Source organism: Tenacibaculum aiptasiae (assembly GCF_965221665.1).
In the GTDB taxonomy this organism is placed as follows: domain Bacteria; phylum Bacteroidota; class Bacteroidia; order Flavobacteriales; family Flavobacteriaceae; genus Polaribacter; species Polaribacter aiptasiae.
Window position 1 is genome coordinate 51,801 of sequence record NZ_CBDCSN010000002.1, and the last position, 25,614, is coordinate 77,414.

Annotated in this window: 24 protein-coding genes; 19 read left to right on the forward strand and 5 right to left on the reverse strand. The window is 29.3% G+C overall.

Features of this window, described 5'->3' with window-relative positions:
* From ACOQN8_RS00415 to ACOQN8_RS00470, 12 genes are all read left to right on the forward strand, one after another.
* A complete protein-coding gene (locus ACOQN8_RS00415) occupies positions 1–624 on the forward strand; it encodes a hypothetical protein (protein WP_420551195.1) in 624 nt (207 codons plus the stop codon).
* Positions 621–1,253 (forward strand): hypothetical protein, encoded by a 633-nt coding sequence (locus ACOQN8_RS00420; RefSeq protein WP_420551196.1) that lies wholly within the window; start codon positions 621–623, stop codon positions 1,251–1,253. Before ACOQN8_RS00415 ends, ACOQN8_RS00420 begins: the two co-directional genes overlap by 4 nt.
* A gap of 13 nt (positions 1,254–1,266) precedes the next feature.
* The gene (locus ACOQN8_RS00425; RefSeq protein ID WP_420551197.1) at positions 1,267–2,079 is read left to right on the forward strand and encodes a hypothetical protein; all 813 of its coding nucleotides are present in this window, start codon (positions 1,267–1,269) and stop codon (positions 2,077–2,079) included.
* Positions 2,080–2,105: 26 nt separating this feature from the next.
* Entirely contained in the window at positions 2,106–2,726 is a 621-nt protein-coding gene (locus tag ACOQN8_RS00430) for a hypothetical protein (protein ID WP_420551198.1), read from the forward strand.
* A gap of 36 nt (positions 2,727–2,762) precedes the next feature.
* Positions 2,763–3,383 (forward strand): hypothetical protein, encoded by a 621-nt coding sequence (locus tag ACOQN8_RS00435; RefSeq protein ID WP_420551199.1) that lies wholly within the window; start codon positions 2,763–2,765, stop codon positions 3,381–3,383.
* A 35-nt stretch (positions 3,384–3,418) separates the two neighbouring features.
* Positions 3,419–4,039 carry a hypothetical protein gene (locus ACOQN8_RS00440; protein WP_420551200.1) on the forward strand — a complete coding sequence of 207 codons (621 nt, stop codon included), beginning with the start codon at positions 3,419–3,421 and terminating at the stop codon, positions 4,037–4,039.
* Between the two features lie 381 nt (positions 4,040–4,420).
* Complete coding sequence (locus ACOQN8_RS00445) at positions 4,421–5,857, forward strand: lamin tail domain-containing protein (RefSeq protein WP_420551201.1); 1,437 nt, start codon at positions 4,421–4,423, stop codon at positions 5,855–5,857.
* Positions 5,858–6,094: 237 nt separating this feature from the next.
* Positions 6,095–8,080, forward strand: coding sequence for an amidohydrolase (locus tag ACOQN8_RS00450; protein ID WP_420551202.1), 1,986 nt, complete (start codon positions 6,095–6,097; stop codon positions 8,078–8,080).
* Between the two features lie 67 nt (positions 8,081–8,147).
* On the forward strand, positions 8,148–8,573 hold the full coding sequence (locus ACOQN8_RS00455; RefSeq protein ID WP_420551203.1) for a hypothetical protein: 426 nt from the start codon (positions 8,148–8,150) through the stop codon (positions 8,571–8,573).
* Positions 8,574–8,995: 422 nt separating this feature from the next.
* On the forward strand, positions 8,996–9,478 hold the full coding sequence (locus ACOQN8_RS00460) for a DUF1842 domain-containing protein (RefSeq protein ID WP_420551204.1): 483 nt from the start codon (positions 8,996–8,998) through the stop codon (positions 9,476–9,478).
* A gap of 113 nt (positions 9,479–9,591) precedes the next feature.
* The gene (uvrA, locus tag ACOQN8_RS00465; protein WP_420551205.1) at positions 9,592–12,381 is read left to right on the forward strand and encodes an excinuclease ABC subunit UvrA; all 2,790 of its coding nucleotides are present in this window, start codon (positions 9,592–9,594) and stop codon (positions 12,379–12,381) included.
* A 164-nt stretch (positions 12,382–12,545) separates the two neighbouring features.
* A complete protein-coding gene (locus tag ACOQN8_RS00470; protein WP_420551206.1) occupies positions 12,546–13,121 on the forward strand; it encodes a lipocalin family protein in 576 nt (191 codons plus the stop codon).
* Between the two features lie 154 nt (positions 13,122–13,275).
* Here the strand turns inward: ACOQN8_RS00470 and ACOQN8_RS00475 are convergent, their stop codons facing one another.
* The gene (locus tag ACOQN8_RS00475; RefSeq protein ID WP_272151796.1) at positions 13,276–13,881 is read right to left on the reverse strand and encodes an HmuY family protein; all 606 of its coding nucleotides are present in this window, start codon (positions 13,879–13,881) and stop codon (positions 13,276–13,278) included.
* A 32-nt stretch (positions 13,882–13,913) separates the two neighbouring features.
* Complete coding sequence (locus tag ACOQN8_RS00480) at positions 13,914–16,007, reverse strand: TonB-dependent receptor plug domain-containing protein (RefSeq protein WP_420551207.1); 2,094 nt, start codon at positions 16,005–16,007, stop codon at positions 13,914–13,916.
* A 99-nt stretch (positions 16,008–16,106) separates the two neighbouring features.
* On the opposite strand from ACOQN8_RS00480, the gene ACOQN8_RS00485 reads away from it, so the two are divergent.
* The 5 genes from ACOQN8_RS00485 to ACOQN8_RS00505 all read left to right on the forward strand — a co-directional run bounded on the left by ACOQN8_RS00485 (position 16,107) and on the right by ACOQN8_RS00505 (position 21,426).
* A complete protein-coding gene (locus tag ACOQN8_RS00485) occupies positions 16,107–17,006 on the forward strand; it encodes a DUF6607 family protein (RefSeq protein WP_420551208.1) in 900 nt (299 codons plus the stop codon).
* A 5-nt stretch (positions 17,007–17,011) separates the two neighbouring features.
* Positions 17,012–18,502 carry an ankyrin repeat domain-containing protein gene (locus tag ACOQN8_RS00490; protein ID WP_420551209.1) on the forward strand — a complete coding sequence of 497 codons (1,491 nt, stop codon included), beginning with the start codon at positions 17,012–17,014 and terminating at the stop codon, positions 18,500–18,502.
* A 61-nt stretch (positions 18,503–18,563) separates the two neighbouring features.
* Positions 18,564–18,995 (forward strand): DUF2271 domain-containing protein, encoded by a 432-nt coding sequence (locus ACOQN8_RS00495; RefSeq protein ID WP_420552795.1) that lies wholly within the window; start codon positions 18,564–18,566, stop codon positions 18,993–18,995.
* Positions 18,996–19,007: 12 nt separating this feature from the next.
* Positions 19,008–21,170: a PepSY domain-containing protein gene (locus ACOQN8_RS00500; RefSeq protein WP_420551210.1), complete on the forward strand. Its 2,163-nt coding sequence runs from the start codon at positions 19,008–19,010 to the stop codon at positions 21,168–21,170.
* Positions 21,171–21,267: 97 nt separating this feature from the next.
* On the forward strand, positions 21,268–21,426 hold the full coding sequence (locus ACOQN8_RS00505) for a hypothetical protein (protein WP_175578699.1): 159 nt from the start codon (positions 21,268–21,270) through the stop codon (positions 21,424–21,426).
* 16 nt (positions 21,427–21,442) lie between these two features.
* Here the strand turns inward: ACOQN8_RS00505 and ACOQN8_RS00510 are convergent, their stop codons facing one another.
* The 3 genes from ACOQN8_RS00510 to ACOQN8_RS00520 form a co-directional block, all read right to left on the reverse strand.
* Positions 21,443–21,895, reverse strand: a complete 453-nt coding sequence (locus tag ACOQN8_RS00510; RefSeq protein WP_420551211.1) for a hypothetical protein — start codon at positions 21,893–21,895, stop codon at positions 21,443–21,445.
* Between the two features lie 55 nt (positions 21,896–21,950).
* Positions 21,951–22,397, reverse strand: coding sequence for a hypothetical protein (locus tag ACOQN8_RS00515; protein ID WP_420551212.1), 447 nt, complete (start codon positions 22,395–22,397; stop codon positions 21,951–21,953).
* Positions 22,398–22,990: 593 nt separating this feature from the next.
* Complete coding sequence (locus ACOQN8_RS00520; protein ID WP_420551213.1) at positions 22,991–23,974, reverse strand: WD40/YVTN/BNR-like repeat-containing protein; 984 nt, start codon at positions 23,972–23,974, stop codon at positions 22,991–22,993.
* 237 nt (positions 23,975–24,211) lie between these two features.
* On the opposite strand from ACOQN8_RS00520, the gene ACOQN8_RS00525 reads away from it, so the two are divergent.
* Positions 24,212–24,427: a hypothetical protein gene (locus tag ACOQN8_RS00525; RefSeq protein WP_150899794.1), complete on the forward strand. Its 216-nt coding sequence runs from the start codon at positions 24,212–24,214 to the stop codon at positions 24,425–24,427.
* A gap of 26 nt (positions 24,428–24,453) precedes the next feature.
* A complete protein-coding gene (locus ACOQN8_RS00530; protein WP_150899793.1) occupies positions 24,454–25,539 on the forward strand; it encodes a hypothetical protein in 1,086 nt (361 codons plus the stop codon).
* The last annotated feature ends 75 nt before the right edge of the window (positions 25,540–25,614 follow it).

Below are 25,614 nucleotides of genomic sequence, written 5' to 3' on the forward strand. Positions count from 1 at the left end.
ATGAATACTGGTAATGTAAAAATAACGTACGTAAATAATTCTATGAATGAAGATATGCCTAGTATTTTTGTTTTCACTCAAAATGTACTTCCTTCCTTCGATGCTCTTCGTAATGGTGTCGCATGGAAAGTTATAAAAAACATAGGTAAAGGATCTAAATCTACTTTTACATATCCATACCAAACAAGTATTAGAGCTACTTGGGAAGGTGGAGCAAATGAAACTAATGAATTACTTTGCCAAGTAGGTAAAAGGTATTCTGTAGAACAAAATGCTACAGGTATTGTACTTAGACAGGATGGTAACGCAACTAGTTCAAAAGATATTGAACTAATGAATAACATTCAGGTAAAAAAAGGTATAAGTGCTGAGTTGCTAAAAGGAAACAATATTATTGTAAAAAAAAATATTGTAGCCTATGAGCAAAAAGCAACCTTTCAACTAGCTCCTAAAATTTATTGGGGCATTGCTTCTGAAATCAATGTATCTCAATCTATTTCATCTGCAGTCTTAGACAGTAACATCTTTTTCGAACAAGATTTAACAAATGTAAGTTCGGCTACGGTTTCTTTGAATGGTAATGCTGAAATTGGTTATAAATTTCAAATAGATCACCAAGAATGATGAAGAATTCAAATCCAAAAACCAAGATATGTTACATTAATAAATCAGCTAACAAAGATTTACCTAAAGTGTTTGTTTTTGCTCAAAATGCAACCCCTAATTTTAATTATATAGAAGAAGGAATTGCCTGGAAGGTAATTAAAAACATTGGTAGAGGATCTCGTTCAACATTTTATTATAGTAACGAATATGCTGTACAAGCATCATGGGAAAATGATACAAATAGTACAGCGCTGGTAGCCGCACAAACAGGTTGTAAATATCAAATCGTAAAAGATACAACTGGAATTATTTTAAAACTCAATGGAGACGCTTCTGATGCTAAAACCATAGAGATTGAAAATAACATAGAAACTACTAATGGTATTACTGCTCAGTTTTGTAATAATGGAAACACTTTGTTACAGAAAAAACAAGTAGGATATAATCAAATAGCAATCTTTAAACCATCTAGAACAATTTACTTTGGGTTAGCTTCTGAAGTAACAGAGGGTAATGGTTTACAATCTGCTGTGATTAATAGTAGTAAGTTTTTTGAACTTGATCTTACAGGTCTCAGTAATGTTATAGTTTCTTTAAACGGTAATCCTAAAAGTGGTTATTACTTTCAGTTAGAAAACGGAAATTAACAACTCCCTAAAGATGAACGGTTTCGAATATGAAATATCTGGGATTTCAAATATCAATCGCATTTTACCTTCAAACGGTAACTGGTACTATCGGTATTTAAAAAATGGAAATGTAGTAATCCATGGAACTCCTTCGAACCCAACTTCTTTTTCTTCTAAGAAGTTTGCTCAGAAAATAACCATAAATGGAGGTTATTTGAAATCTAAAAATAATATTATTAATAAAAAACATTTAAAAATGGCTGATAATGAAACTAAAAAAGCTTCAAATGCAACAGACCAATCAAAAAGTACTAAGAGTGCTTCCACCTCATTGGAAACATTAGAAAATGAAATTAATCAATTAGAAGAAGCTGCTAGTGAAAATAATATTTCTAAAGCTTATTCTAAGATAGAATTAACTTCAACCCAAAAAATTACTAACAATATTGATTTTCAAAATCAACTAGATAATAACCTAGGAGGGAAAATTAATACGGAGGCTAAAACACAAATTAAACAATTAATTGAACAGATAAAAAAAGAATTTCCATCAGAAACAATTATAAGCGCAGTTTATACACCTCCAAGCTGTAAATCAAATGCGGAAAATATCGATTCAAAAGGAGCTTCAATAACCATTTCAAAAAGTGATTGTAAACCCGCCACGTTATCAGTTACTACAGAAGTTGAGGTTGATGAGGTAAAAGTATCTTCTATAAAAAAGTATCCAATTTCGGAAAGCCTATTTTCAACAGAAGATATTACAAATGCTCTTGCTGAGTTTACTACAGGTAGAACTTTCTTGAAAGGTTTAACCACTGCAACCCAAACATTCACTCAATAAAATATTAATAATCTAAAAAAATTAAAATGGCAACTAACATTAAAATTAACTATACCAATAAATCAATGAATAAAGACCTTCCTACGGTTTTTGTATTTACTAAAAATGAAACTCCAACTTTTGATGTTTTAAAAGAAGGAGTAGCTTGGAGGACTATTCCAGACATAGGAAGAGGCTCATCTAGTAGCTTTATTTTCCCAATTGAGACTGAAGTAGGTGCTACTTGGAAAGATGGAATGAACAAAACACAAATTTTATCTTCTGATATCGGAAAAAGGTACACTGTTAGTAAAAATGACACAGGAATTGTACTTGCTGCTAACGGTAATGCTTCTGATACAAAATCAATTGATGTAAATAACGACGCAAATATAGTAGGAGGAGTTAGTGCTTCTTTATATAAAGACAACAAATTAATGCTTACTAAACATATTGTAGGATATGGACAAAAAGCAACTTTTGTGTTAAAGCCAAAGCTTTACTGGGGAATTGCTTCTGAAATAGAAGAAAGTCAATTAATTAATTCTGCAGTTTTAAATACTGATCATTTCTTTGAATTAGACTTAGAAGGGGTTACTGAAGTAAATGTTTCTCTTAATGGTAATGCTGAAGATGGTTACACATTCAAAGTAGATAGTCAAAAATAATAATCTAAATTAATTAATAACCTAAAATATATAATTATGGCTACTGAAATTAAAATTAATTACACTAACAAATCAATGAATAAAGATCTTCCTACAGTTTTTATATTCACCAAAAATGAGACCCCAACTTTTGATGTTTTAAAAGAAGGTGTTGCTTGGCGTACAATTCCTGATATAGGAAGAGGATCTTCTAGTAGTTTTATTTTCCCTATAGAAACTGAAGTAGGTGCTACTTGGAAAGATGGAATGAATAAAACCCAAATATTACCTTCTGATATTGGTAAACGTTATACTGTAAATGAAAATGATACAGGAATTGTTTTAGAAGCTAACGGAAATGCTTCTGACACAAAATCTATTGACGTAAACAACAACATCAATGTAGAAGATGGCATTAGTGCTTCTTTGTATAAAGACAATAAACTTATGCTTACAAAGAAAATTGTTGGGTATGGGCAAAAAGCAACTTTTGTATTAAAACCAAAACTATACTGGGGAATTGCTTCTGAAATAGAAGAAAGTCAATTAATTAATTCTGCTGTTTTAAATACTGATCACTTTTTTGAATTAGACTTAGAGGGAGTTACCGAAGTAAACGTTTCCCTTAATGGTAATGCTGAAGATGGTTTCACATTCAAAGTAGACAGTCAAAAATAATAATCTATACTAATCAATAACTAAAATAAAAAATTATGGCTACAAATATTAAAATTAACTACACCAATAAATCAATGAATAATGATTTACCAACAGTCTTTGTTTTCACTAAAAACGAAGTTCCAACTTTTGATGTTTTAAAAGAAGGCGTTGCTTGGCGAACAATTCCTGATATAGGAAGAGGTTCTTCTAGTAGTTTTGTTTTTCCTATTATAACAGAAGTAGGAGCTACTTGGAAAGACGGAATAAATAAAACTCAAATATTATCATCCGACATTGGAAAACGTTATACAGTTAACAAAAATGATACAGGAATTGTTTTAGAAGCTAATGGAAATGCTTCTGATACAAAGTCTATTGAAGTAAATAATAATGTCAATATATCAGGTGGAATCAGTGCTTCTTTATATAAAGACAATAAACTAATGCTTACAAAAAATATTGTAGGATATGATCAAAAAGCAACTTTTGTACTAAAACCAAAACTATACTGGGGAATTGCATCAGAAATAGAAGAAAGTCAATTAATCAATTCAGCAGTTTTAAATACTGATCACTTTTTTGAATTAGACTTAGAGGGAGTTAGTGAAGTTAATGTATCCTTAAATGGTAATGCCGAAGATGGATATTCTTTCAAAGTAGATAGTCAAAAATAATTTTTGTTAAAATCAAATTATTCGCCCTCACTTAAAAAAAATGTGAGGGCATTTAAATAACAAAATAAATAAAAAACTACTTATTCTTTGAAGTTAATTTACAGTTAAATAAAACAATTCAAGATGTTATATTTCATAATAAAAAATTTAAAACCATACACTTAAAAACCTATTTAACAACATATTAAAACACATTCACAACATAAAAAAAAGAGTTCACAACATTATTTAAAAATCCTTCTTTGTATAAAAAGTAACTTTATATCAGAAGACGAAAATAGCGCTATAAAATTAGTTTTCGAAAGTAGAGACAGATACTACTTAAAAAAACGAGGCGTCCCCCGAAAAGCCATATGAGTAGGATTTTTAACTAATCAGATTATGAATGTACTAACTGTACCTGTTAATGAAACAACTGAAATCATTAACGAATTAAAAAAACAAGCCAACCAATTACTTAGCGCAACTTATGGTGTAAATTTAGAAGCTTTTCATGTTGGTTCGAAAGGTAACTTTCCTTTCTACTGGGAAAACTCAAGTAACTTAAAATTTAATTCAGCTTCATACGACTGGATTAAATCTAGTATAAAAAGAGAAAGCTCTGATGGTCCTGTTACATTAGAAGGTGTATTTACAAACATTTTCCTAGAAACTATAACAAACATTGCATATAGTTTATCTACTGCTGACCAAGCTATTTTAACTAAAGCTCACCAAAATGCTCAAGAGCAACAAGGAGCTTTATTACGAGCTTGGAGAGCTGCTTTTGGTACTTTACCATCAGGAAACACTCCTATTAATGACATTTTAGGTACTATACAAAAAGATTGGTCTTCAAAGCCAAACTTGACTTTACAACAAATTCAAAATGCTAGAGATCTTAATGAAGAATTAGACAAAACTCCTCCAGCTGGTGCTCCTATTTTACCTGTACTTGCTAGCTATTTAAATGCATTAGGAAGTGCTATTAATTTAGAAAATGATGTAACTTTAAACAACAGTATCCTTAGAGATCTTAGAAATGCTATTAACAATCCAACAGCTAGTAATGGTGCGGTTGAAGTATACAATTCTTCAGCAGGTTCTTCAATGTATTTACCTAATTACCCTTTTGCTGCTTCATCATCTGTTGCTAAATTAACTAATAGCTTACAACACCCAACAGCAAACCCAATTACTTTAAAAATGTCTGTAAGTAATTTTAACGGAAGTGATGTTACTATAAGCGTTAATGGTGGTGCTGGTGTTACAATCCCAGTATTAGACTTCTTCTCTATCTCAGGAAGTGGTCACGCTAGCTACTTCAAAAATACAATCGCTGCTGAAGCAAGTCAAATTGATATCGAAATGAGTTTCTCTGGAGTAACTCTTGCTCAATTTGGACCAATGGATTATGATATCTCTAGCCGACAAGGTTGGTTATATGCTGATCCTATTAAACAAGCAATGAAAAATGGTGATAAAGATGTATCTGGATTTAAATTTGGAACAACAGAAAGTGCTGATTTAGCAAAAGAATTTTCTTTCATCAATGCTGTTGCTTTTTCTAACTTCCCAGATATCAAAATGGTTATACACTCTAGTAGCTATGAATCTATTGAAACTATTTTCAAAGAAACAACTAGCTGGAGTGTTGGTTTCTTAGGTATACCTTTAGGAGGTGGATCTCAAACATATACTAGTAAAGACACTCAAGTAAATAGCTCAGATGGAACTATTACTATAAACTTATCTGCACCACAAGCTGTAGTTTCTGAAAGTGCAGATTCTTCTACAGGGTTTGTTTTAGGTGTACAACCTGAATTCCCATTAATGTAGGTTACTTCTATATATTATAGAATTTAATGAGGTGAGACGAGACTGTTTAAATGCAGTCTCGTTTTTTTTATCATCAAATCAATACTGAAAACTTACCGATTAAAGAGACTATTTTACTACATCTAAATGTGTGTTCACAACATTTATCTCTAATTCAAACTACATAAGTAATAGCTTTACATTAAACGATATTCTTAATCGCGCTATAAATAACATAATATTTAAAAAATCAAAATTATGAGCCACTCACACGATCACCCCGAAGGTTTACATTGCTCATGTTGCAATCCAATGTGGAAATCTTTATTTCCTGATGTTAAATTTGAAGATACAAACAATGAAAAAACTACTAAAAATAATACTACTCCAGAAACAATTATATTTCGAACAGGAACCAATCCTTTAGACAAAGAAGACCAAACTGTAGGTTATATACAAACAATGGCAGGAGGTAAAGATATCATGGTTGAAGCTGTTGGAATAAAAGATGGTTATATAATAGCTACTGGTTCTTATAATCACGTAAAAGAAAAAATGCCTGAAGACACCATTGAACAAATTATTTTTGGTGGACAAACACTATTACCAGGTTTTTTTGAACCTCATCTTCATATTCTTCCAACAGCCATTTTCAACATGGCTACCGATGTAGGTCCTTTTATAGGACAAGAATTAAGAACTAACGTAGCTACTAAAGAAGAAGATAAGTATAGTACTGAATGGATTATACAAACTTTAAAAAAAGAAGCTATTGACGGTAAAGAAGAAAGCTTTTCTAATACATGGATTTTTGGTAGTAATGTAGACCCTTCTTTATTAACAAATCACAATAAAGAATTCAATGCTAAAATTTTAGATAAAATATCAAAAAACCAACCTGTCTTTTTAATGAATTCATCCATGCATTTGGCTTATATTAATAGTGTTGCTATTAATTTAGTCAGAAAACAAAATAAAACAATAACAATAGATGATAATGGAATACTGAAAGAGTTTGCAGAAATGGAACCTGTATTAAAAATAATAGCTGACAGTATTAATCCCATTACTTTTGAAAAAAAATTATCTATCGAAGTTGATAAAATATTTCAAGAAGCTAGTTCTAGAGGTGCAACTTATCTTTTTGATGCTGGAATAGAACCTTTTTCTCAAAAAGGACTAAACCAACCAGAATATCTAAAACAGAAAGCCAATGAAAATTGCTCAGTAAGAATAGGTGGAGCATTAGTTGCAATTACCCTAGAAGATTTTGATACTAAAATAGAAGGTAGATACATCCCTAACAAAGGAAACAATGAATTTAACTTAGCTTATGTAAAAGTAGTATCTGATGGTTCCAATCAAGGACTAACTGGTTACCAAAAAACACCTTATGATTGTAATGAAAACTTTGTTCTTTACGGAGAAGAAGGAACAAAAATTTCTGACCAAACAAATGAAGGAGTCTTCAATTACGGTTATCCTATAGAGTTCAATATCCTAATTAGTAAAGCTGTAGATAATAATTGGCCAGTAATGGTTCATGCTAATGGAGATCATGCACTTGATCGTACAATCAATGCTTTCAAACTAGCAGGTATTAATAAATCTACCATAGAAACCAGAAGAGATAGAATAGAGCATGCTTCTTTATTATCTGATCAAAATATGGAAGATATGAAGGAATTAGGAATATCTCCAAGTTTTTTAATAGGCCACGTAGGTTACTGGGGATGGGTATTCCAACAAACTATTTTAGGAAAAGAAAGAAGTAATCACTTAGATAGATGCCATGCAGCTTTACATGATTATAATATGAGGATTACACTTCATAGTGACAATAGTGTTACCCCGTTAGGACCACTACGCATGATGGAACAATCTATTACAAGAATAATGGAAGGAGCTCCAAAAGAATTAAATACTCAGGTCTTAAATGAAACAGAACGTATTACCAGATTTCAAGCGTTAAAGGCTATGACTTATGATTCAGCTTGGCAATGTCACGCAGATAAATGGGCAGGTTCACTAGAAGTAGGAAAATGTGCTGATTTTGTATTACTAAAAGAGAACCCTCTTACTTATAGTAATGGAAAAGGAGTTTATTCAGCCCAAGGCATGCGTAATATTCCCGTATTAGAAACTTGGAAAGGAGGTATAAAAAGGTATAGCACTGCTGAAGAAATAAAAGAATTATTACTTGAAAATCCTTCTTTAAGAATTGGTGTAAAAGAATTAGTATAACAATTAATGTATTAAAATAGCTGTTTTAATTAAAAAAATAGAAACTAAATAATAAAAAAAGAAAACTATGACTGAAAAATTATTAACCAATATTGACGAAAGCAATATTGAATGGAAGGAATTCATAACCAAACAAGGAAAAAAGTTTGAAATAGGTTATTTAGATACTGATGAAAAAACTTCAACAACTATAAAAACTAGTAGTAAAAAGCCTTTTCAAATTAACGTAGACTGGGAAGTTCGAAAAATTAAAAAGTGGATAAATACTACCCCAGATGTTAAAACGGCTTCGGCAATTTCTAAATACGCTTTATACAATCAGCATGGGATTACTTATAAGTATCGTTTAGAGTTCGTAAACTCAAAACATTATGATTATCATTTTACAGATGCTTCTGGAGATACATACAGTTGTAATACTTTTAGAAATGGTACTCATTTTATTAGATACAACTCCTCTGCTCCAAATATTGTTACTATTGAAGGAAATTAGGATATACTTTATTAAAAGTAAATAACTACAGTTGTTATTAAACTATTTATCTCACAAAGTGCTTAAATTATTAAGCACTTTGTTTATTTATCAGGTATGCCTTTTTTATTAAACAGTAAATTTTATTACAAAAAAGAATCTAATAAATAATCTTATATTTTTTTTAAACTATGAAATTCAACACTTAAAGTCATTTTACTTAATTAAACTAATACCTCTTTTCTTTTTATTTACAACATAACAAATCGCACTCACTACATTAACCCAATCTTGATACCTTTTATAGTATAACTTTAACTAAAGAAGTACAAAATAGCACTAAAAACAACTTCGAAATGTAGAGTTCAGAAACTACTATAAAAACGAGGCGTAATCCGAAAAGCCTTATGAGTAGGAAAATTATTAAACTTAAAAAGTCCCTCATGGAAAATCAAAACAACGAAATCAGACATTATTTTAATTTAAATTACAGAATTAGCAATAATCTTGCTGGTGGAATTTCTTTTAATGTATCATTAATAGTTGATACTAACACTAAAAAGATTATTGGAAAAGGAAATATTACCCAAGCAGTAAATCCTCCTTTGAATATCCCTACTATTTTAAGTGGTGACTATTCATATATGTGTACAATGAATTCATGTAATATTTTAGTAGTAATGGAAGGAGTGTCTCCTTATGCACCTTTAATATTAGGAGCGCCTCAACCAATACAAAATGTAAAATTGAGAATGTCTTTAGAAGACGATTGGAAATCTGGAACAGCTACATACTCATTTTTACTTGATGGAAAATGGGTAGATGTTGGTTATCAAAAAGTTGAACTTGTTGAATTATCTGACGAATTGAATGTAGATAAACTTTCTTCTTTTGTAAAAGAACAAAATCTAGAAACAAGTTTATAGAATCTAAATAAACCACACTACTTGGTAGTGTGGTTTTAATTTAAACTACACTTCAATATCTGTTTCTTACCTAAAAAATAAACCGTACTTTTATCGTTTATTTTTTTGCGTAAATGAAGACAGATATTTCTACTATAAATCCTAAAGAAAACATCATTATAAAAGGAGCAAGTCTCCATAACTTAAAAAATATTGATGTCGTTATTCCTCGTAATAAATTAGTTGTTATTACTGGACTTTCTGGTTCAGGGAAATCATCCTTAGCTTTTGATACTTTGTATGCAGAAGGTCAAAGACGCTATGTAGAAAGTTTATCGTCTTATGCACGTCAATTCTTAGGTAAATTACACAAACCAAAAGTAGATTATATTAAAGGGATTGCTCCAGCAATTGCCATAGAGCAAAAGGTAAATTCTACCAACCCAAGATCTACCGTAGGTACCTCAACAGAAATTTACGATTATATCAAACTATTATATGCCCGTATTGGGAAAACCTACTCTCCTATTTCTGGTGATGAAGTAAAGAAACATACGGTTTCCGACGTTTTAAATTTTGTAAAACAATTTGAAGAACGCACTAAATTATTGTTATTAGCTCCTATCGCTATCAACGAAAAAAGAGATATCAAAACAGTAATTCAGGTATTAACCCAGCAGGGATATGCTCGTATAAAACATAACGATACTGTATATAGAATTGATGAATTTCCTATTACTGATTTTAAAGGCAACGAATTACTTTTAGTTGTAGATCGAATTGTTGTAAAAAATGAAGAAGATTTTTACAATCGTTTAGGAGATGCTGTACAAACTGCTTTTTTTGAAGGAAAAGGAATTTGTTTTATTGAAAACTTAACCGATAATAAACTTACTGAATTTAGTAATAAATTTGAGTTGGATGGAATTTCCTTTTTAGAACCAAATACACACCTTTTCAGTTTTAACAATCCTTATGGAGCTTGTCCAACTTGTGAAGGTTATGGAAGTGTTATAGGAATTGACGAAGAATTAGTAATTCCTAATACTGGACTTTCTATTTATGAAGATGCTATTTTCCCTTTCAAAACAGATAGTTATAAAGAATATAAGGATAACTTAATTTTAAATGCTTCAGACTTTGATATTCCAATTCATAAACCTTGGTTTGAGCTTACTGAAGAGCAAAAACAATTAGTTTGGAATGGTACTAAAAAGTTTGATGGAATTAATAGTCTATTCAAAAAATTAGAAGAAAAAAGTTATAAAATTCAAAATCGAGTAATGTTATCTCGATATAGAGGTAAAACTACTTGTACTGATTGTAATGGTAAACGTTTACGAAAAGAAGCAAATTATGTACAAGTATACGGTAAAGTAATTTCTGATTTGGTTAGCTTACCATTAGATGAACTTGCTGCTTTTTTCAAAAGTATACAACTTAACAAGTACGAAGAAAAAATAGGAAAACGATTACTTACTGAGATTAATAATCGTTTACAATTTTTACAAGATGTTGGATTAAATTATTTAACCTTAAACAGAACTTCAAACACACTTTCGGGAGGAGAAAGTCAACGTATTAACTTAGCTACTTCGTTAGGAAGTTCTTTAGTAGGTTCAATGTATATATTAGATGAACCTAGTATTGGATTACATCCAAAAGATACAGAAAGGTTAATTGGAGTTTTAAAAAACCTACGCGACTTAGGTAATACTGTTATTGTTGTAGAACATGACGAAGATATTATGAAAGAAGCCGATTATGTTATTGATATAGGTCCAGAAGCAGGTACTTATGGTGGTAATGTAGTAGCAGAAGGTACTTTTAAAGAAATATTAAAATCAGAATCATTAACTGCTCAATATTTATCAGAAAAACTAAAAATAGAGGTTCCTGTTCAACGTAGAGCTTCCAAAAATACTATTGATATTATTGGAGCTCGTGAAAACAATTTAAAAAACATTAATGTTTCTTTTCCCCTAAATAATCTAACTGTTATTACAGGAGTGTCAGGTAGCGGGAAAAGTACTTTAGTTAAGAAAATTCTATATCCAGCAATGCAAAAAGAATTGATTGGATATGGAAATAAAATTGGACAATACACAGAACTCAAAGGAAGCTATGATAACTTAAAACATGTTGAATTCATAGATCAAAACCCAATAGGTCGTTCATCAAGATCTAATCCAGTTACATACATAAAGGCTTATGATGATATTCGTAAATTATTATCAACTCAAAAGCTATCAAAAATACGTAACTATCAACCAAAGCATTTTTCTTTTAACGTAGAAGGCGGACGCTGTGAAGTTTGTAAAGGTGAAGGTGAAGTTACTATTGAAATGCAATTTATGGCTGATGTTCATTTAGAATGTGAAGCTTGTAATGGAAAACGCTTTAAAAAGGAGGTTTTAGAAGTTACTTTCGAAGGGAAATCTATTGACGACATCTTAAATCTTACTATAGATGATGCTGTTGCCTTTTTTACAGAACACAATCAACCTAAAATTGCAAAGAAATTAAAACCTCTACATGATGTTGGATTAGGATATGTACAACTAGGACAATCTTCCTCTACCCTTTCAGGAGGTGAAGCCCAGCGTATAAAACTAGCCTCTTTCTTAGTAAAAGGAAATACTAAAGATAAAGCCTTATTTATTTTTGACGAACCAACAACTGGTTTACATTTCCATGATATTAAAAAATTATTAGCTTCATTCAACGCATTAATAGAAAGAGGGCATTCAATCATTGTAATTGAACATAATATAGAACTTATTAAGTGTGCCGATTATATTATTGATTTAGGTTTAGAAGGTGGAAAAAATGGAGGTCAATTAATCTTCACAGGTACTCCAGAAGAATTGGCTAAAAATAAAAATTCATATACTTCTAAATATTTGGCAGAAAAAATTATCTAACATTAAAATATTACTATTTTCATTTTATTATTTCTCTAAAAAGAATATTTTTACATAAAAAATGAAAGCTGCTATGAAAATTCTTTTTCTAACTTCTAGTTAATTAGTTATTTGTCATACTCTTTCATCTACTAACTTTTTAAATATTTTAAATAAAAAACATTATGAAAAAAATTATGTTAATGAAACTAGTATTAATATTTTCAATTATTACTTTTATTAGTTGTACTGATTCTGATGAAAATGTAAACTTCAATCAGAATGACCTTCTTGGTAAGTGGAATCTTACAAATTATACCTATGATGGAAATTTAGAAATTTCTGGAGCTCCAATTTCAATTCCAAAAACAAATTTTATTGGAGAAGGAATTAATATTAACGCTACTACTACTTTTACTGAAAGTCCTAATAAAGCTAATGCTTCTGGTTCTTATGACATCAAAACAAGTTCAATATCAGGTGGTCAAACAATTACTGAAATATTTAAAGTAGAAAATGTTACTAGTGTGGTTGATTGGGAATTAAATAATAATATATTAACTCTTAAAAATGGAGAATTAGTTAGCGCTAATTTACCTGATCAAATTAAAAATACAGTAAATGTTGGTGATGCTGATTTTAAAATCATTGAATTAACCTCTAACTCATTAAAATTAAGAAAAACCATCGAACAAAAGATTTCTCAAGGAGGAATTACAGTGAACACTACTATAAACATAGCTATAGATTACACTAAATAGTAATATAGTATTTAAAAAATCTTAACACAGGTCTTCTAATAATTTAGAGACTTGTGTTTTTTTTATAAAAAGAATGGTTTAACCATAATGATTAAACCATTCAAACGTAACAAAAACTAACAAAATTCAATAATTACATTACTGAAGTTTTTCTTTATTTTAAAGACTTATCTCCAACATTTGGATTATAAACGTAGTTGAAAGAATAATATCTACTGTCTTTAGAAAGGTCTTTATCTTTATTGTAACTTAAAATTTCCATTTTAGCATAGTTTCCATCAATAGTTTTAATAATAAAAACTTTACCTGCTGTTGCTGTAATAGCATGACTTGGAGGTCCTGCATAAGTATACCATCCATTTCCACTTCCAGTTGCAACCGCTAAAGCATCAGCAGCATCTTGCTTAAGAGTATTTGGCGCCATATCTATTTTTGAAAAAGCTCCAGATACTAAATCCATACTTGCATTACCTGTTCTATCAATATCTTCTAAAAGCTTTCCTTTTACTCCACCATTAACGATAATTTCAGTTGCTCTAAAAGCAATATCCCAACTGTCATCAGTTACAATTGTTCCTTTTTTAAAACTAAACTTTGCAAAAGGTCCAGTATATTTTCCACCAAACCCTCCAGCTGGCGCATGTAAATTTTCAACAGATTTAGCCTCTACTGGCTTAACTACAGCTGTATCATTATCGCTACAAGAAATAGCTACAAAAGATATAATTGCTAAAACTAAAATTGTTTTTAATTGTCTCATTTTATTTGATTTATTAATATTTAAGGTTTATTCTAAAATTTAAAAGTTATTCTACTATATATGGTTCTACCTAACTGTAAAGCATTTTCATTAGGCACTCTATCACCTCCAGGAACGGTTATATAATTAGTAGCTCTATTTTCTTCTCCTTTTTCATTAAACACATTATCAACTCCTAATTGTATTGTCATTAAGTCAAAGAAAGTTTTATCTACAGCCATATTAATTAAAGTTCTAGAAGCTACGAATCTATCATAGTTATCAATAATACCTTGACTGTTATTTGTATCAAAAAACGCATACTTACTTCTAAAAACAGCTCTTATATTTGCTGTGAAATCATGCTCAAAGTTTTCATAAAACAGCTTTAAGTTTGCTGTATGTTTTGATCGGTTTGGTAATCCGAAATACTGAGAAAGAGTTAACTGTTCTGATGGAGATGAAGGTGTTCTTCTAAAAAATACTTTTCCATCTTTTATTAAACGCTCTTGTTCTTTATCACCTGTATCTAAGAATTGATAACCTCCTATTAATCTAAAATTATTGGAAATTCTATAATTTACATCTACCTCTACTCCTTGAGTATATACTTCACTAATATTTCTATAAGAAAAAGTTCGAGTCCCAGGAGATAATCCTAAATCTGTTGCAGATAATTGGGTATCGAAAGTATCTATCAAGTCTTGAATATCATTTCTAAATAAATTAATTCCAATATTTAAATTTGACAAGGGTTTTAATTGAAATCCAAAATTATAACCTATTGAATTTTCTGGCTTTAAGTCTCTTTCAATATTATTAATACCTGTGGCATTTGGATATAAATCATGTAAAGTTTGAGTTCCAAGAACTATATAACCCCCAGATGAATTTCTAAAGTTAAAATACAATTGACGGAAATCTGGAGCCTTGAATCCATAACCTACTGATCCTTTTGCAGTAATCCAACTGTTTATTTTATAACTTGCAGAAAGCTTTGGTGAAAATGCCGATTTATATTTATTATGACTATCAAATCTAGCACCAGCTACAATGTTTAAATTCTCTATTGGATTAAAATCATACTGACCAAAAACATATTGAGCTTCGTATTTCTTATTTCCATCGAAAGCACTTCTTTCTAAGGCATCAAAATTTGCTCCTACACCAGCTACTACAGTACCATAATCTCCTAATGAAACAGTAGTTTTTATTTCAGGTCTAAACAGACTTCTATTAAATAAATCTAAACTTCCATTAAAAATACTCACTGTTTTATAACGAGTTCCATAAAATGTGTAATCTATATCCCACGAATCAGAGAGCTTATGAGAAACATTCGCATTAAAATTCCAATCAATTTGTTTGTTATCTGAAGTAGGATTATTCTGTTCTTGTTTATAATATCTACCAGCTACTAGAGCTTTTAGTTTATCAGAAAAATCATAACTCAATTGTAAATTCCCTGTATAATTTTGGTGCGGATATGTTGTTTTAGAGTTAGGAGATTCAGGCGTTAAATCAAATCCTTTACTTGAGTTCAAATTAAGACCTGCTACAATTCCAAACTTACTTTTTTTAGAAATTACATTAGTATTAATATCTAACTCATTTCTTGCTCCTCCTCTAGCTAACAACTGCAAGTCCCCCATAAACTGACCTTCTTTTGGTTGCTCTGTTATAATATTTATTACTCCTCCGATAGCTTCTGAACCATATAAAGAAGATGATGGTCCTTTTACTATTTCTATTTGTTTAATATTATTTACAGTTAGCCTACGTAAATCTATATTTCCTGCTGTTCTACCTACAACTGGTACTCCATCAATTAATATTAAAGTATAATCAGCAGCTACACCTTGCAATTGAACTCCTTCTGAATTTCCAAAATCAGAAACCATTACAATTCCTGTTTGTTCTAATAATATATCTCTTAACCTTACAGAACCTGACTGTTGTAATTGTTTTTTTGATACTAATGTTACTGGCATTGGTACTGAAGACAACTGTCTTTTGGTTCTAGTTGCAGTAACCACAACTTCATCTAAGTCATTATGTTTTATACTATCTCTACTTTGTTCTTCTTGAGAGAAAACTACTATTCCTGTAAACACAAGTAGAAAAGTTAAAGTTTTATTTAGAAACATTCTTAATAATTTTCGACAAATATATAGAGTTATTTTAAATCAATCTAAATAAATTTTATATTTTTGTAAAAAATTTTTAAAAACATAATAAAACAAACAATGAGAAACTTATTCGTAGTAACTCTAATAACGTTTGCAGCATTCACTGTAAATGCACAAAGCAAAAAAAGTAAAGACTTAAAAGCCATTAAAAAAATGTGTGGTTGTTTTGAAGTGACTTTTAACTTTACTGAGACATTTAACTATAGTAAAGATTCATTATACAAGCCATCAAAAACTAAAATCGCTAAAGGTTTAGAATGGGCCCAGTTAGTGGAGGATGAAAAAAACAAAATATCAATCCAACATTTATTACAAGTAGGAAATCCAGCAGAACCTTATATCGTTAAACACTGGAGACAAGATTGGATGTACCAAAATCGTGATTTCTATATGTTTAATGGAGATAACAATTGGTTATATGTAAACAAACCAAAATCTGACGTTAAAAAACAATGGACACAAAAAGTATATCAAGTAGATGATAGTCCACGTTATGAAGGGTCTGGTACTTGGGTTCATGTTGATGGAAAAAGCTATTGGGAAAACACTACTGATGCTCCATTACCAAGAAGAGAATATACTCAAAGAGCTGATTATAATGTTACCGAAAGAGGTAATCGTCATGAAATAACTGATTACGGTTGGGTTCACGATCAAGATAACAAGAAAGTAGTACGTAAAGCAGGAGAAAAAGATTTTGTTATTGCAAAAGAAAAAGGATACAATACTTATGTAAGAGTTCCAGATTCTCGTTGCCAAGCTGCTCAAGATTGGTGGAAAAAGAACCAAGCTAAGTGGCAATCGGTTAGAAATAAATGGTCTGAGGTTTACGGAAGAAATAAAGACCTATCTTTGAAGGCTAAAGTTGACAATAAAGCGTTATTCAAACACCTTTATTCTGAAAAGCTTAAAGAAGACGAAATGAATAACATTATAGAGTCATTTGTAAAAAAATAATCTAAATGAAATCATTAAATATTAAATTACTACTGAGTTTATTCTTAATAAGCTCGGTAGTTTTTGCTCAAAACACAAACATCTTTTTAAAAAGAGATTTTTGGAAAACTAAACCTTCTATTGACCAAGTTGAACAAAAAATTAAAGAAGGTAACAGTGCTACAAAACTAAACAGATATGGTTTTGATGCTGTTGTATATGCTTTGTTAGAAAATGCAGACGAAAATGTAATTAAACACTTACTTAGCAAAAAAGGAAATGATGTTAACAAATTAACTCATGATGGTAGGACTTATATTTTTTGGGCAGCCTATAAAAATAATATGCCAATTGTTAACCATTTATTGAACAATGGTGCTAAAACTGATGTCATTGATGATAAAGGATATTCACTACTAAACTTTGCTGCTGTTGCAGGTGTAACAAACACAAAACTGTATGACCTTTTAATAAGTAAAGGAGCAAACATTTTAAAAGATAAAACTCCTAAAGGAGCTAATGCTTTGTTATTAATTACTCCAAAATTAGAAGACTTTAAATTAGTAGACTATTTCACTAAAAAAGGGTTAGATATTAACTCTACCGATAAAGATGGTAATGGTGCTTTTAATTATACTGCTCAATCTGGTAATAAAAAAATGCTAGAATTACTGATTAAAAAAGGATTACCATATAAAACATTGAATAAAAAAGGTGGAAACGCAATGTTATTTGCGACCAGAGGTTCTAGAAGAGGTTATAACTCATTAGACTATTTTAAATATTTAGAAGGTTTAGGAATTAATCCAAACATTACTAATAAAGAAGGTACTACTCCTTTACACAATTTATCATATAGAAATAAAGATATAGCAACTTACGAGTATTTTATTGACAAAGGTGTAGATGCAAACCAAGCTAATAAAGAAGGAAATACTCCTTTATTAAATGCTTCGAGTAGAAATTCTATAGAGATTATAAAATTATTAGCTGACAAAACGAAAGATATTAATCATACTAATAAGGATGGTAGATCTGCTTTAACTTATGCTTTAAGAAACAAACCTGAAGTAGTTGATTATTTTATATCAAAAGGCTCTGATGTTGCTATAGTTGACAAAAAAGGAAACAACTTAAACTATTATTTATTCAAAACATTTAATCCTAAAAATAAAGAGGAGTTTTCTAAAAAACTAAATGCTTTAAAATCTAAAGGATTAGATATTGAAAAAACTCAGAAAGACGGAAATACTTTATATCATTTATCTGTAGATAAGCAAAGCATTCCAATGTTAGATTTTATTAAAGAATATAAAATTAATATTAATGCAAAAAATAACAAAGGTTTAACAGCATTACAAAAAGCGGTTATGACTGCTAAAAATGATAAGATTATCAAACACTTAGTATCGTTAGGCGCAAATAAATCTGTAAAAACAGATTTTGATGAAACCTTATATGACTTAGCAAAAGAAAACGAAGCATTAAAAAATATCGATATTAGCTTTTTGAAATAAACAATTGAATTAAAAAATGATAAAAAAACTTTCAATACTTTTTATAGTAACATTTGGAATAATGGCATTTACTACCCCAGATAGTAGTAAGTATAAATGCATGATTCAAATGAAGAATTATGACGGTGAAGGAGCATATATTGTCATTTCATTATTAAATCCTAAAGGAGAATATGAAAAAACATTATACGTTCAAGGAGATGATCAAGAATGGTATCACGATATTACAGAATGGTGGAGTTTCCATGGCAAAGTACGCTCAAATATTGATGCTATAACTGGTGCAACAATAAGTGGAGGAAATAGAGCTATTAGTATTATTGAAATTCCTAATGATAAGATTAATAAAGGATATAAAATTCGTTTTGAATCTGCTGTAGAAGATCAAGAATACTATAAAGACGATGTAGAATTTGATCTAAATTCAGAAAATATTAAAAGTAAAATTGAAGGTAACGGTTTTATACGTTACGTTCGTATGATACCACAATAATAGTACAACAAAATGATTACTTCAATTTGGAGATATAGCCATCTAACTTTGGCTATATCTTCTTTTGCTTTTATAGTTATAGCTTCATTAACAGGTATAATTTTAGCTTTCGAACCTATTTCGAATCAGTTAAAACCTTATGCTATACAAAACACCGATGAAATTACAATTGCACAAACCATTAACTCTTTAAAAAAAGAATATGATGAAATTGTTGATTTAAAAATTGACGATAATAACTTTATAATTGCATCTGTAGTTGCTAAAAATGGTGATAATAGCACTTTTTACATCAATCCAGTTACAGGTAAAAAAATTAATAATATCGTAAAAAGAGCTACAATTTATAAATGGACTACTAACTTACATAGATCTCTTTTTCTAAAATCTACAGGTCGTTTTTTAGTCGCTCTTTTCTCCTTTCTTCTCTTATTAATTACTATTACTGGAAGCATTCTTATTATTAAAAGACAAGGGGGAGTTAAAAACTTTTTCACTAAAGTTATTCGAGAAAATTTCGCACAAGATTATCATGTAATTTTAAGTAGATATGCTTTAATACCCATTATAATTATTACCCTAACTGGAGTATATTTATCCTTAGAAAAGTTTTCTTTACTTCCGAAATCTAAAACTTCCCATAATATTGATTTTTCTAAAACAAAAGATGCTCAAAAAATTAGTTCTGAAAACTTTCCTCTTTTTAAAGAAACCAAGCTAAACGAATTAGAAAGTATAGAGTTTCCTTTTTCCGATGATGAAGAAGATTATTTTATAGTAAAACTACATAACAAAGAACTATACATACATCAGTATACTGGAGATATTATAAGTACCCAAAAAGCATCTTTAACTCATATATTATCTAGTTGGAGTTTATTCTTACATACAGGTCGTGGCACTATCTTATGGTCTATCATTTTATTACTCTCTTGTATCGCTATAATATTCTTTGTTTATTCTGGTTTCGCTATTACCTTAAAAAGAAGAGCAAAAAGCTCTTTACCTAAAAATAAATTCAACAAAAACAATGCTGAATTTATCATACTAGTAGGTTCTGAAACAGGAAACACTTATAGTTTTACTACTTCTATATATAAAGCTTTAATAGCAAGACAAAAAACTGTTTTTGTAGATTATTTAAATAACTATACTTCTTACAAAAACGCCAAACAGCTAATCATTTTAACTTCAACTTATGGAGAAGGTGCTCCGCCTATTAATGCAAGTTCCTTTTTAAAATTGGCAAAAAAAGTTAAGCAGAAAAATTCAATTGATTATGCTATTGTTGGTTTTGGCTCTTTAGCCTACCCTAATTATTGTCAGTTTGCAATTGATATTGAAAACACACTACAAGAGCTCCCTAATTTTAAAGCTGTTACCCCATTATATAAAATAAACAACCAGAGTTTTGCAGATTTTAAAACTTGGGGGCTACAGTGGAGTGCTAACACAAAAATAAATCTCGATTTAAAACAAGAAGCTAAAAAGCTAAAAAAACAACTAGACTTTACAACTGTTTATAAAACAGAATTAAATAAAGACGATTCTTTTCTTATAAGATTAAAACCTAGTAAAAAATTAAATTTTGTTTCTGGTGATTTGCTTTCTATAACTCCAAGTATAGATAATGTTGAAAGATTATATTCAATAGGAAAAATTGAGAATGATGTTTTATTAAGTATTAAAAAACATGATTTAGGTGTATGTTCTAATTTACTTTTAAACTTAAATAAAAATGAAGCTATTTTGGCTTCTATTCAACAAAATAAATCTTTTCATTTTCCTAAAAAGAATAAAGAGGTCGTACTTATAGCTAATGGAACTGGTATTGCTCCTTTTTTAGGAATGCTTAACAATAATACTAACACACATTTATTTTGGGGAGGAAGAACTTCTGAGTCTTTAAACATGTATAAACCATATTTACAAAATACAAATGTGTATACAGCTTATTCTCAAGAAGACAAAAAACACTATGTACAAGATTTAATTTCTAAAGAAAGTAAACTAATTATTTCTGTTTTAAAAAATAAAGGCACTATTATGATCTGTGGTTCTATTGCAATGATGAATGCTGTATTAAAAGTATTGGAAAACATAACTTTAACTGAATTGAACACTCCTATTGAAAAATTTCAAAAGAATCATCAGATAAAAACCGATTGTTATTAATAATTATATTTACGGTAAAACCTTACTTTTATTACGGTTTTATAAATCTTTGTAAATATCTTTTTAAGTATGTTTGAGAAACTTAAAACTAATCAACATGCTTAAAACAATTTCTAACTTAGGAAGTGTACTTAACAAATCAGAACAAAAATCAGTAAAAGGAAGTGGTGGCCCAAACGGTGAAATTCATTGTCCAAATTACTGTCCAAAGTATTTACCTTATTCTTGTCTTTGCGATTGGGGCGGAGGTCATTAAAAAAATAAAAGCGAACTTAGGTTCGCTTTTTTATTTTGATATGTTTTTCAAAAAGAGATAAAACATTTATAATACTAACAATTATAAAAATTATAGGCAATAAAAAAGTTAATACGCTCTCAAAAACACTTACATCATCTCCAAATTTAAACCCTATAAGAAATATCAATACTTTTATAGCAAAAAAATTGGTTATCAATAATGTTATAAACACAAAACTTTTTAATAAAAAATATATTTTATTTTTTTTAAGTTTTAAATCTGTGTATGCTACCATGGACACAAACGCTAAAAACATAACTAATAACGAAACATAATCTTCTACTGGCGGATTAAACTCATGACCACTAGCAAAGTACAAAAGAAAGTAAATTCCAATACCACCTACAAGCATTATTAAATAAATCCATCGGGCTACTGAATAGTACTTCTTAATCATTACCTCCAAATAACCTATTAACTTTTCCATAACAATTTTAACTTCATTTAAATATAAAAATAATCTTTTTCCTCATTGATAATTATTATTTTTTATTCAAATCCATTAAAGATTTCTTTATCAAACTTTTTGTCTCATCCACCAATCTAACCTTATCTAAATCAATCACATTCACAGTAATTAAATCCTTAGTAACAAGACGAATTTCCCCTTTTTCTTTATAAACCCTTTCAATATTCGTCAATGGTATCTTATGTTTAGCCTCTAATTCATTAGTTCTATACACTAAATATTCTTCATCTATTTTTATGAATAAATCTTTAGATTCTTTCGTAAATTTTAAAGAACGAAATATCAAAAAGAATCCAACTAAAACCCCCATTGGTTTATCCCAATCACCAGGAAATTGATAAACAAAATCATTGGTTTGTAAAAAGACTAATAACTGATAACTAAAGGTAATAACAAGAAAAATCCCTGTTAGCATTAGTATCATCATTTTTCCAGCCCCCTTCTTTATAATAAACTTCATTTCTACTATTATTTACCAATTATTATAACTTTCATTTAAACTTAGCCCACTCAACAAAATCCACTAACACACTACATAACAAATACTTAAAAACAAAAATAATTCCTTCTAGAATAAAAAAAACTTTGTAAAGTTATTTTTTTTTCTTTATTTTTATGAAGCAATGAGGTCGTAATTATTAATATTCGGTCCCCTGATTGAAATAACGTATTGAAGTTCTTATTATATCTAATTTTTGCCATCGAAATCAAAGAATTGATTTAATTGAACTTCATAGAAATATTTATAGGTAGATAAACTTCTTATTGTTTAAGGGAAATAAGAAAAGGAATTCGCCTTAAGTAAGATAAATAGTTATCTTCCTCATTGCTTTTTTTAATTCACAACTTTCCTTTCCCTCTCAAAATCAATTCATTTCACTAAAAAAGCAATTCATCTTTACTTTACTTCCTATTGTCTAATTTAAAATTTCACAAGGCTTTTCCATACTATCTTTACCATATAATTTAGAATTTCATTATAAGTTATTTGGTTAGTTAGTTATAAAGAAGTGTCTTTTCGATGGCGGACACTTCTTTTTTTATTTAACTATGTTATTTAATATTTTTTCTCCACAACTCACCATTAGTTCCTACTGCATAAACAATTCCATTAGCTATATAAACATCGTTAAATGTTACAGTTTTTTTTGGCTGTTTTACATCCCAATCTTTTCCGCCATTTTTACTCACAAATACATTTCCTGTAAGATCCGTTAACACAACTTGTTCATTATTCACATACAATCCTCTTAACGACCCAGATGTTAGAGATGGTTTTTGATAAACTATTTTAAAAGTAGCTCCTCCATCATCACTTTTAGATAAATAACTATTAGAAACTGCATATAAAGTTTTCGCATCTACTACAGTAAGATCAAAAAAATCATCAAATGTATTCTTTCCTCCAGTAGGTTTCGCTGTACCTTCTACAGCCACTGTCCAAGTTTTACCTTTATCGGTTGTTTTTAAAATTCTACCTGAATACCAAGAAGATAAATAACCTACATCACCTATAAAACCTGCTGATGTATAAAAACCAGTATGAGGATTCTTATAAACCTCTGTCCATGTTGCTCCATCATCAGTTGAACGATAAACAGTTCCTGCAAAAGAAGAATTACTTCCTCCAATCATTACATCTTCACTAGCATAATAACAATAGTAACTTGAAGTAGTCTTGACTACCTTCCAATTTTTTCCTCCATCGATAGTAAATAAACCATTAATTACCCCCTTATTTTTTCCATCAAAACTAATAGAAACCAAATCGTGAGTAACTCCTGATGGAATTTCCGTCCAATCAATTCCCCCATTTTCTGTTTTAAACAACTTCCCTTTATTCCCTATTATAAAACCTTCAGAGTTATTTATAAAATGAATTTTATTTAAGTTTTCAGTTGTTCCAATATCTAATTTCTTCCATTCTTTTGATATCGAATCAAAACTATTATTAGGGACAATTTCAGTGTCTTTATCACAAGATTGTAAGACAAAAACAAAAGTGAAAAACGATAACATCTTTAAAACATATTTCATATCAAATTATTTATAATTAATATTCATATAAAGATTCACACAAAAAATACCCTACCTCCCAATAGGAAAAAATATTTTAAAAATCACTTATTCAACACTACAAACCTAAAATCAACTTTACTTTATAAGCCTTCAAGAAAAATCAATTACGAATTCTAATTTATTCCAAACGAATTCTAATTAACTCAAAATTACTCCTTCTTTCTCTTCTAAATTTGACCATATAAAACAAAAATTATGTGGTCAAACAATAGCTATTCATCAATCTTAAAAATGTATTTAAACAAATACAATAGTTTAAAATTACAGGTAAATAACGATGGACTTATTGCTTCAATAGAAAAGCAAGAAAACGGTAGATGGATTAACGATCGAAACTTACCTAACATTTTAAACAAACTATCTAACGATTTTAATTTAGAAAGAAATGTAACCATCATATTACAGCAATAACATATTAACCTAAAAAACAAAAACCTATGAAACAAAACATTTTTAAAGTAGGAACAGTAATAGGATTATTACTACTTACAGGATTTTTCACTAGTTGTGAAGAAAAGAAAACGAATACAAAACTAGAGTCGGGAAACATTGCTAAAAAAGAAGAAGTAATTAAGAAAATTTATAAAAAACCTAGAAACCCCATTGTATTTATTACAGGTTATGACAAAGGACAAAATAAATTTTATAACAATGCTCGTACATATTTTAAGGAAAAGAAATATCAAATTGTAAACGACATGTATTCTTTAGAAGAAATTATAGGTTGGATGAATTCTAATGTTACTGAAAAGCCTTATGGAGAAATTCATATTGTAAACTATAACAATCCATTAAAAGGACTGAGCTTAGAAACTACTATTAACGGAGAAAAAGTTACAATCGAGTCTTTACAAAGAGCTATTAATCAAAGTAAATTACCAAAAATTAATAAAGGGATAAATGCAAATAGTAAAATCGTGTTTCATTCTAATGGAGTTGGTAATAACGAAGAACTTTTAAACACTTTAAAGTTATCGTTTAAATCTGATGAGATGCCACAAATATTAGCTTCTCCGTATTTTAATGTTTTTGGAGGTGAATTTACCAATCATTTTTTAGCTAAACCTTACTATGTATTTTATCCTACAGCTCACTCACCAGGAAAAGTAGATTTATCTAAAGAAATTGCAAGAAAATATCCTAATGAAAAAGAAATTGATTGGTTTAGTGCTTTAACAAATGAAAGAGAACGTTATATAGGTGAACCTTATACAAAACAGTTCAACATTCCAATAATGTGGGAATTAGACTATGAAAATTCTGACGATGATGTTCCAACATTTGTAATGCAAGAAGAACTAATGGATTTTATTGCTGGTGATGTAGACTTAATAACAGATGTAAAAAAATTAAACATCCCTGTTGAAAAATTTAGATGGACTTATACTGTTAAAAACAATAAGTTGATTATAAAAGGAAAAGCTTCTGTTCTATGTGTATTAAAGCCTTTAACTAAGCCTTATGGAGATTTAGAACACATAAAGCCAGATACAAATAATAAACGTCTATATGCTATGAAATAATTGAATAATGTTTAATAATTCTTAAAAAGTAACTGTTTAATTTGAGCAGTTACTTTTTTACTGTAAGTTTGTTTC

Bases quoted from the DNA above. Each gene is read 5' to 3' on its own strand.
- ACOQN8_RS00415 (WP_420551195.1), top strand. From the start codon at position 1: ATGAATACTGGTAATGTAAAAATAACGTACGTAAATAATTCTATGAAT.
- ACOQN8_RS00420 (WP_420551196.1), top strand. From the start codon at position 621: ATGATGAAGAATTCAAATCCAAAAACCAAGATATGTTACATTAATAAA.
- ACOQN8_RS00425 (WP_420551197.1), top strand. From the start codon at position 1,267: ATGAACGGTTTCGAATATGAAATATCTGGGATTTCAAATATCAATCGC.
- ACOQN8_RS00430 (WP_420551198.1), top strand. From the start codon at position 2,106: ATGGCAACTAACATTAAAATTAACTATACCAATAAATCAATGAATAAA.
- ACOQN8_RS00435 (WP_420551199.1), top strand. From the start codon at position 2,763: ATGGCTACTGAAATTAAAATTAATTACACTAACAAATCAATGAATAAA.
- ACOQN8_RS00440 (WP_420551200.1), top strand. From the start codon at position 3,419: ATGGCTACAAATATTAAAATTAACTACACCAATAAATCAATGAATAAT.
- ACOQN8_RS00445 (WP_420551201.1), top strand. From the start codon at position 4,421: ATGAATGTACTAACTGTACCTGTTAATGAAACAACTGAAATCATTAAC.
- ACOQN8_RS00450 (WP_420551202.1), top strand. From the start codon at position 6,095: ATGAGCCACTCACACGATCACCCCGAAGGTTTACATTGCTCATGTTGC.
- ACOQN8_RS00455 (WP_420551203.1), top strand. From the start codon at position 8,148: ATGACTGAAAAATTATTAACCAATATTGACGAAAGCAATATTGAATGG.
- ACOQN8_RS00460 (WP_420551204.1), top strand. From the start codon at position 8,996: ATGGAAAATCAAAACAACGAAATCAGACATTATTTTAATTTAAATTAC.
- uvrA (WP_420551205.1), top strand. From the start codon at position 9,592: ATGAAGACAGATATTTCTACTATAAATCCTAAAGAAAACATCATTATA.
- ACOQN8_RS00470 (WP_420551206.1), top strand. From the start codon at position 12,546: ATGAAAAAAATTATGTTAATGAAACTAGTATTAATATTTTCAATTATT.
- ACOQN8_RS00475 (WP_272151796.1), bottom strand. From the start codon at position 13,881: ATGAGACAATTAAAAACAATTTTAGTTTTAGCAATTATATCTTTTGTA.
- ACOQN8_RS00480 (WP_420551207.1), bottom strand. From the start codon at position 16,007: ATGTTTCTAAATAAAACTTTAACTTTTCTACTTGTGTTTACAGGAATA.
- ACOQN8_RS00485 (WP_420551208.1), top strand. From the start codon at position 16,107: ATGAGAAACTTATTCGTAGTAACTCTAATAACGTTTGCAGCATTCACT.
- ACOQN8_RS00490 (WP_420551209.1), top strand. From the start codon at position 17,012: ATGAAATCATTAAATATTAAATTACTACTGAGTTTATTCTTAATAAGC.
- ACOQN8_RS00495 (WP_420552795.1), top strand. From the start codon at position 18,564: ATGGCATTTACTACCCCAGATAGTAGTAAGTATAAATGCATGATTCAA.
- ACOQN8_RS00500 (WP_420551210.1), top strand. From the start codon at position 19,008: ATGATTACTTCAATTTGGAGATATAGCCATCTAACTTTGGCTATATCT.
- ACOQN8_RS00505 (WP_175578699.1), top strand. From the start codon at position 21,268: ATGCTTAAAACAATTTCTAACTTAGGAAGTGTACTTAACAAATCAGAA.
- ACOQN8_RS00510 (WP_420551211.1), bottom strand. From the start codon at position 21,895: ATGGAAAAGTTAATAGGTTATTTGGAGGTAATGATTAAGAAGTACTAT.
- ACOQN8_RS00515 (WP_420551212.1), bottom strand. From the start codon at position 22,397: ATGAAGTTTATTATAAAGAAGGGGGCTGGAAAAATGATGATACTAATG.
- ACOQN8_RS00520 (WP_420551213.1), bottom strand. From the start codon at position 23,974: ATGAAATATGTTTTAAAGATGTTATCGTTTTTCACTTTTGTTTTTGTC.
- ACOQN8_RS00525 (WP_150899794.1), top strand. From the start codon at position 24,212: ATGTGGTCAAACAATAGCTATTCATCAATCTTAAAAATGTATTTAAAC.
- ACOQN8_RS00530 (WP_150899793.1), top strand. From the start codon at position 24,454: ATGAAACAAAACATTTTTAAAGTAGGAACAGTAATAGGATTATTACTA.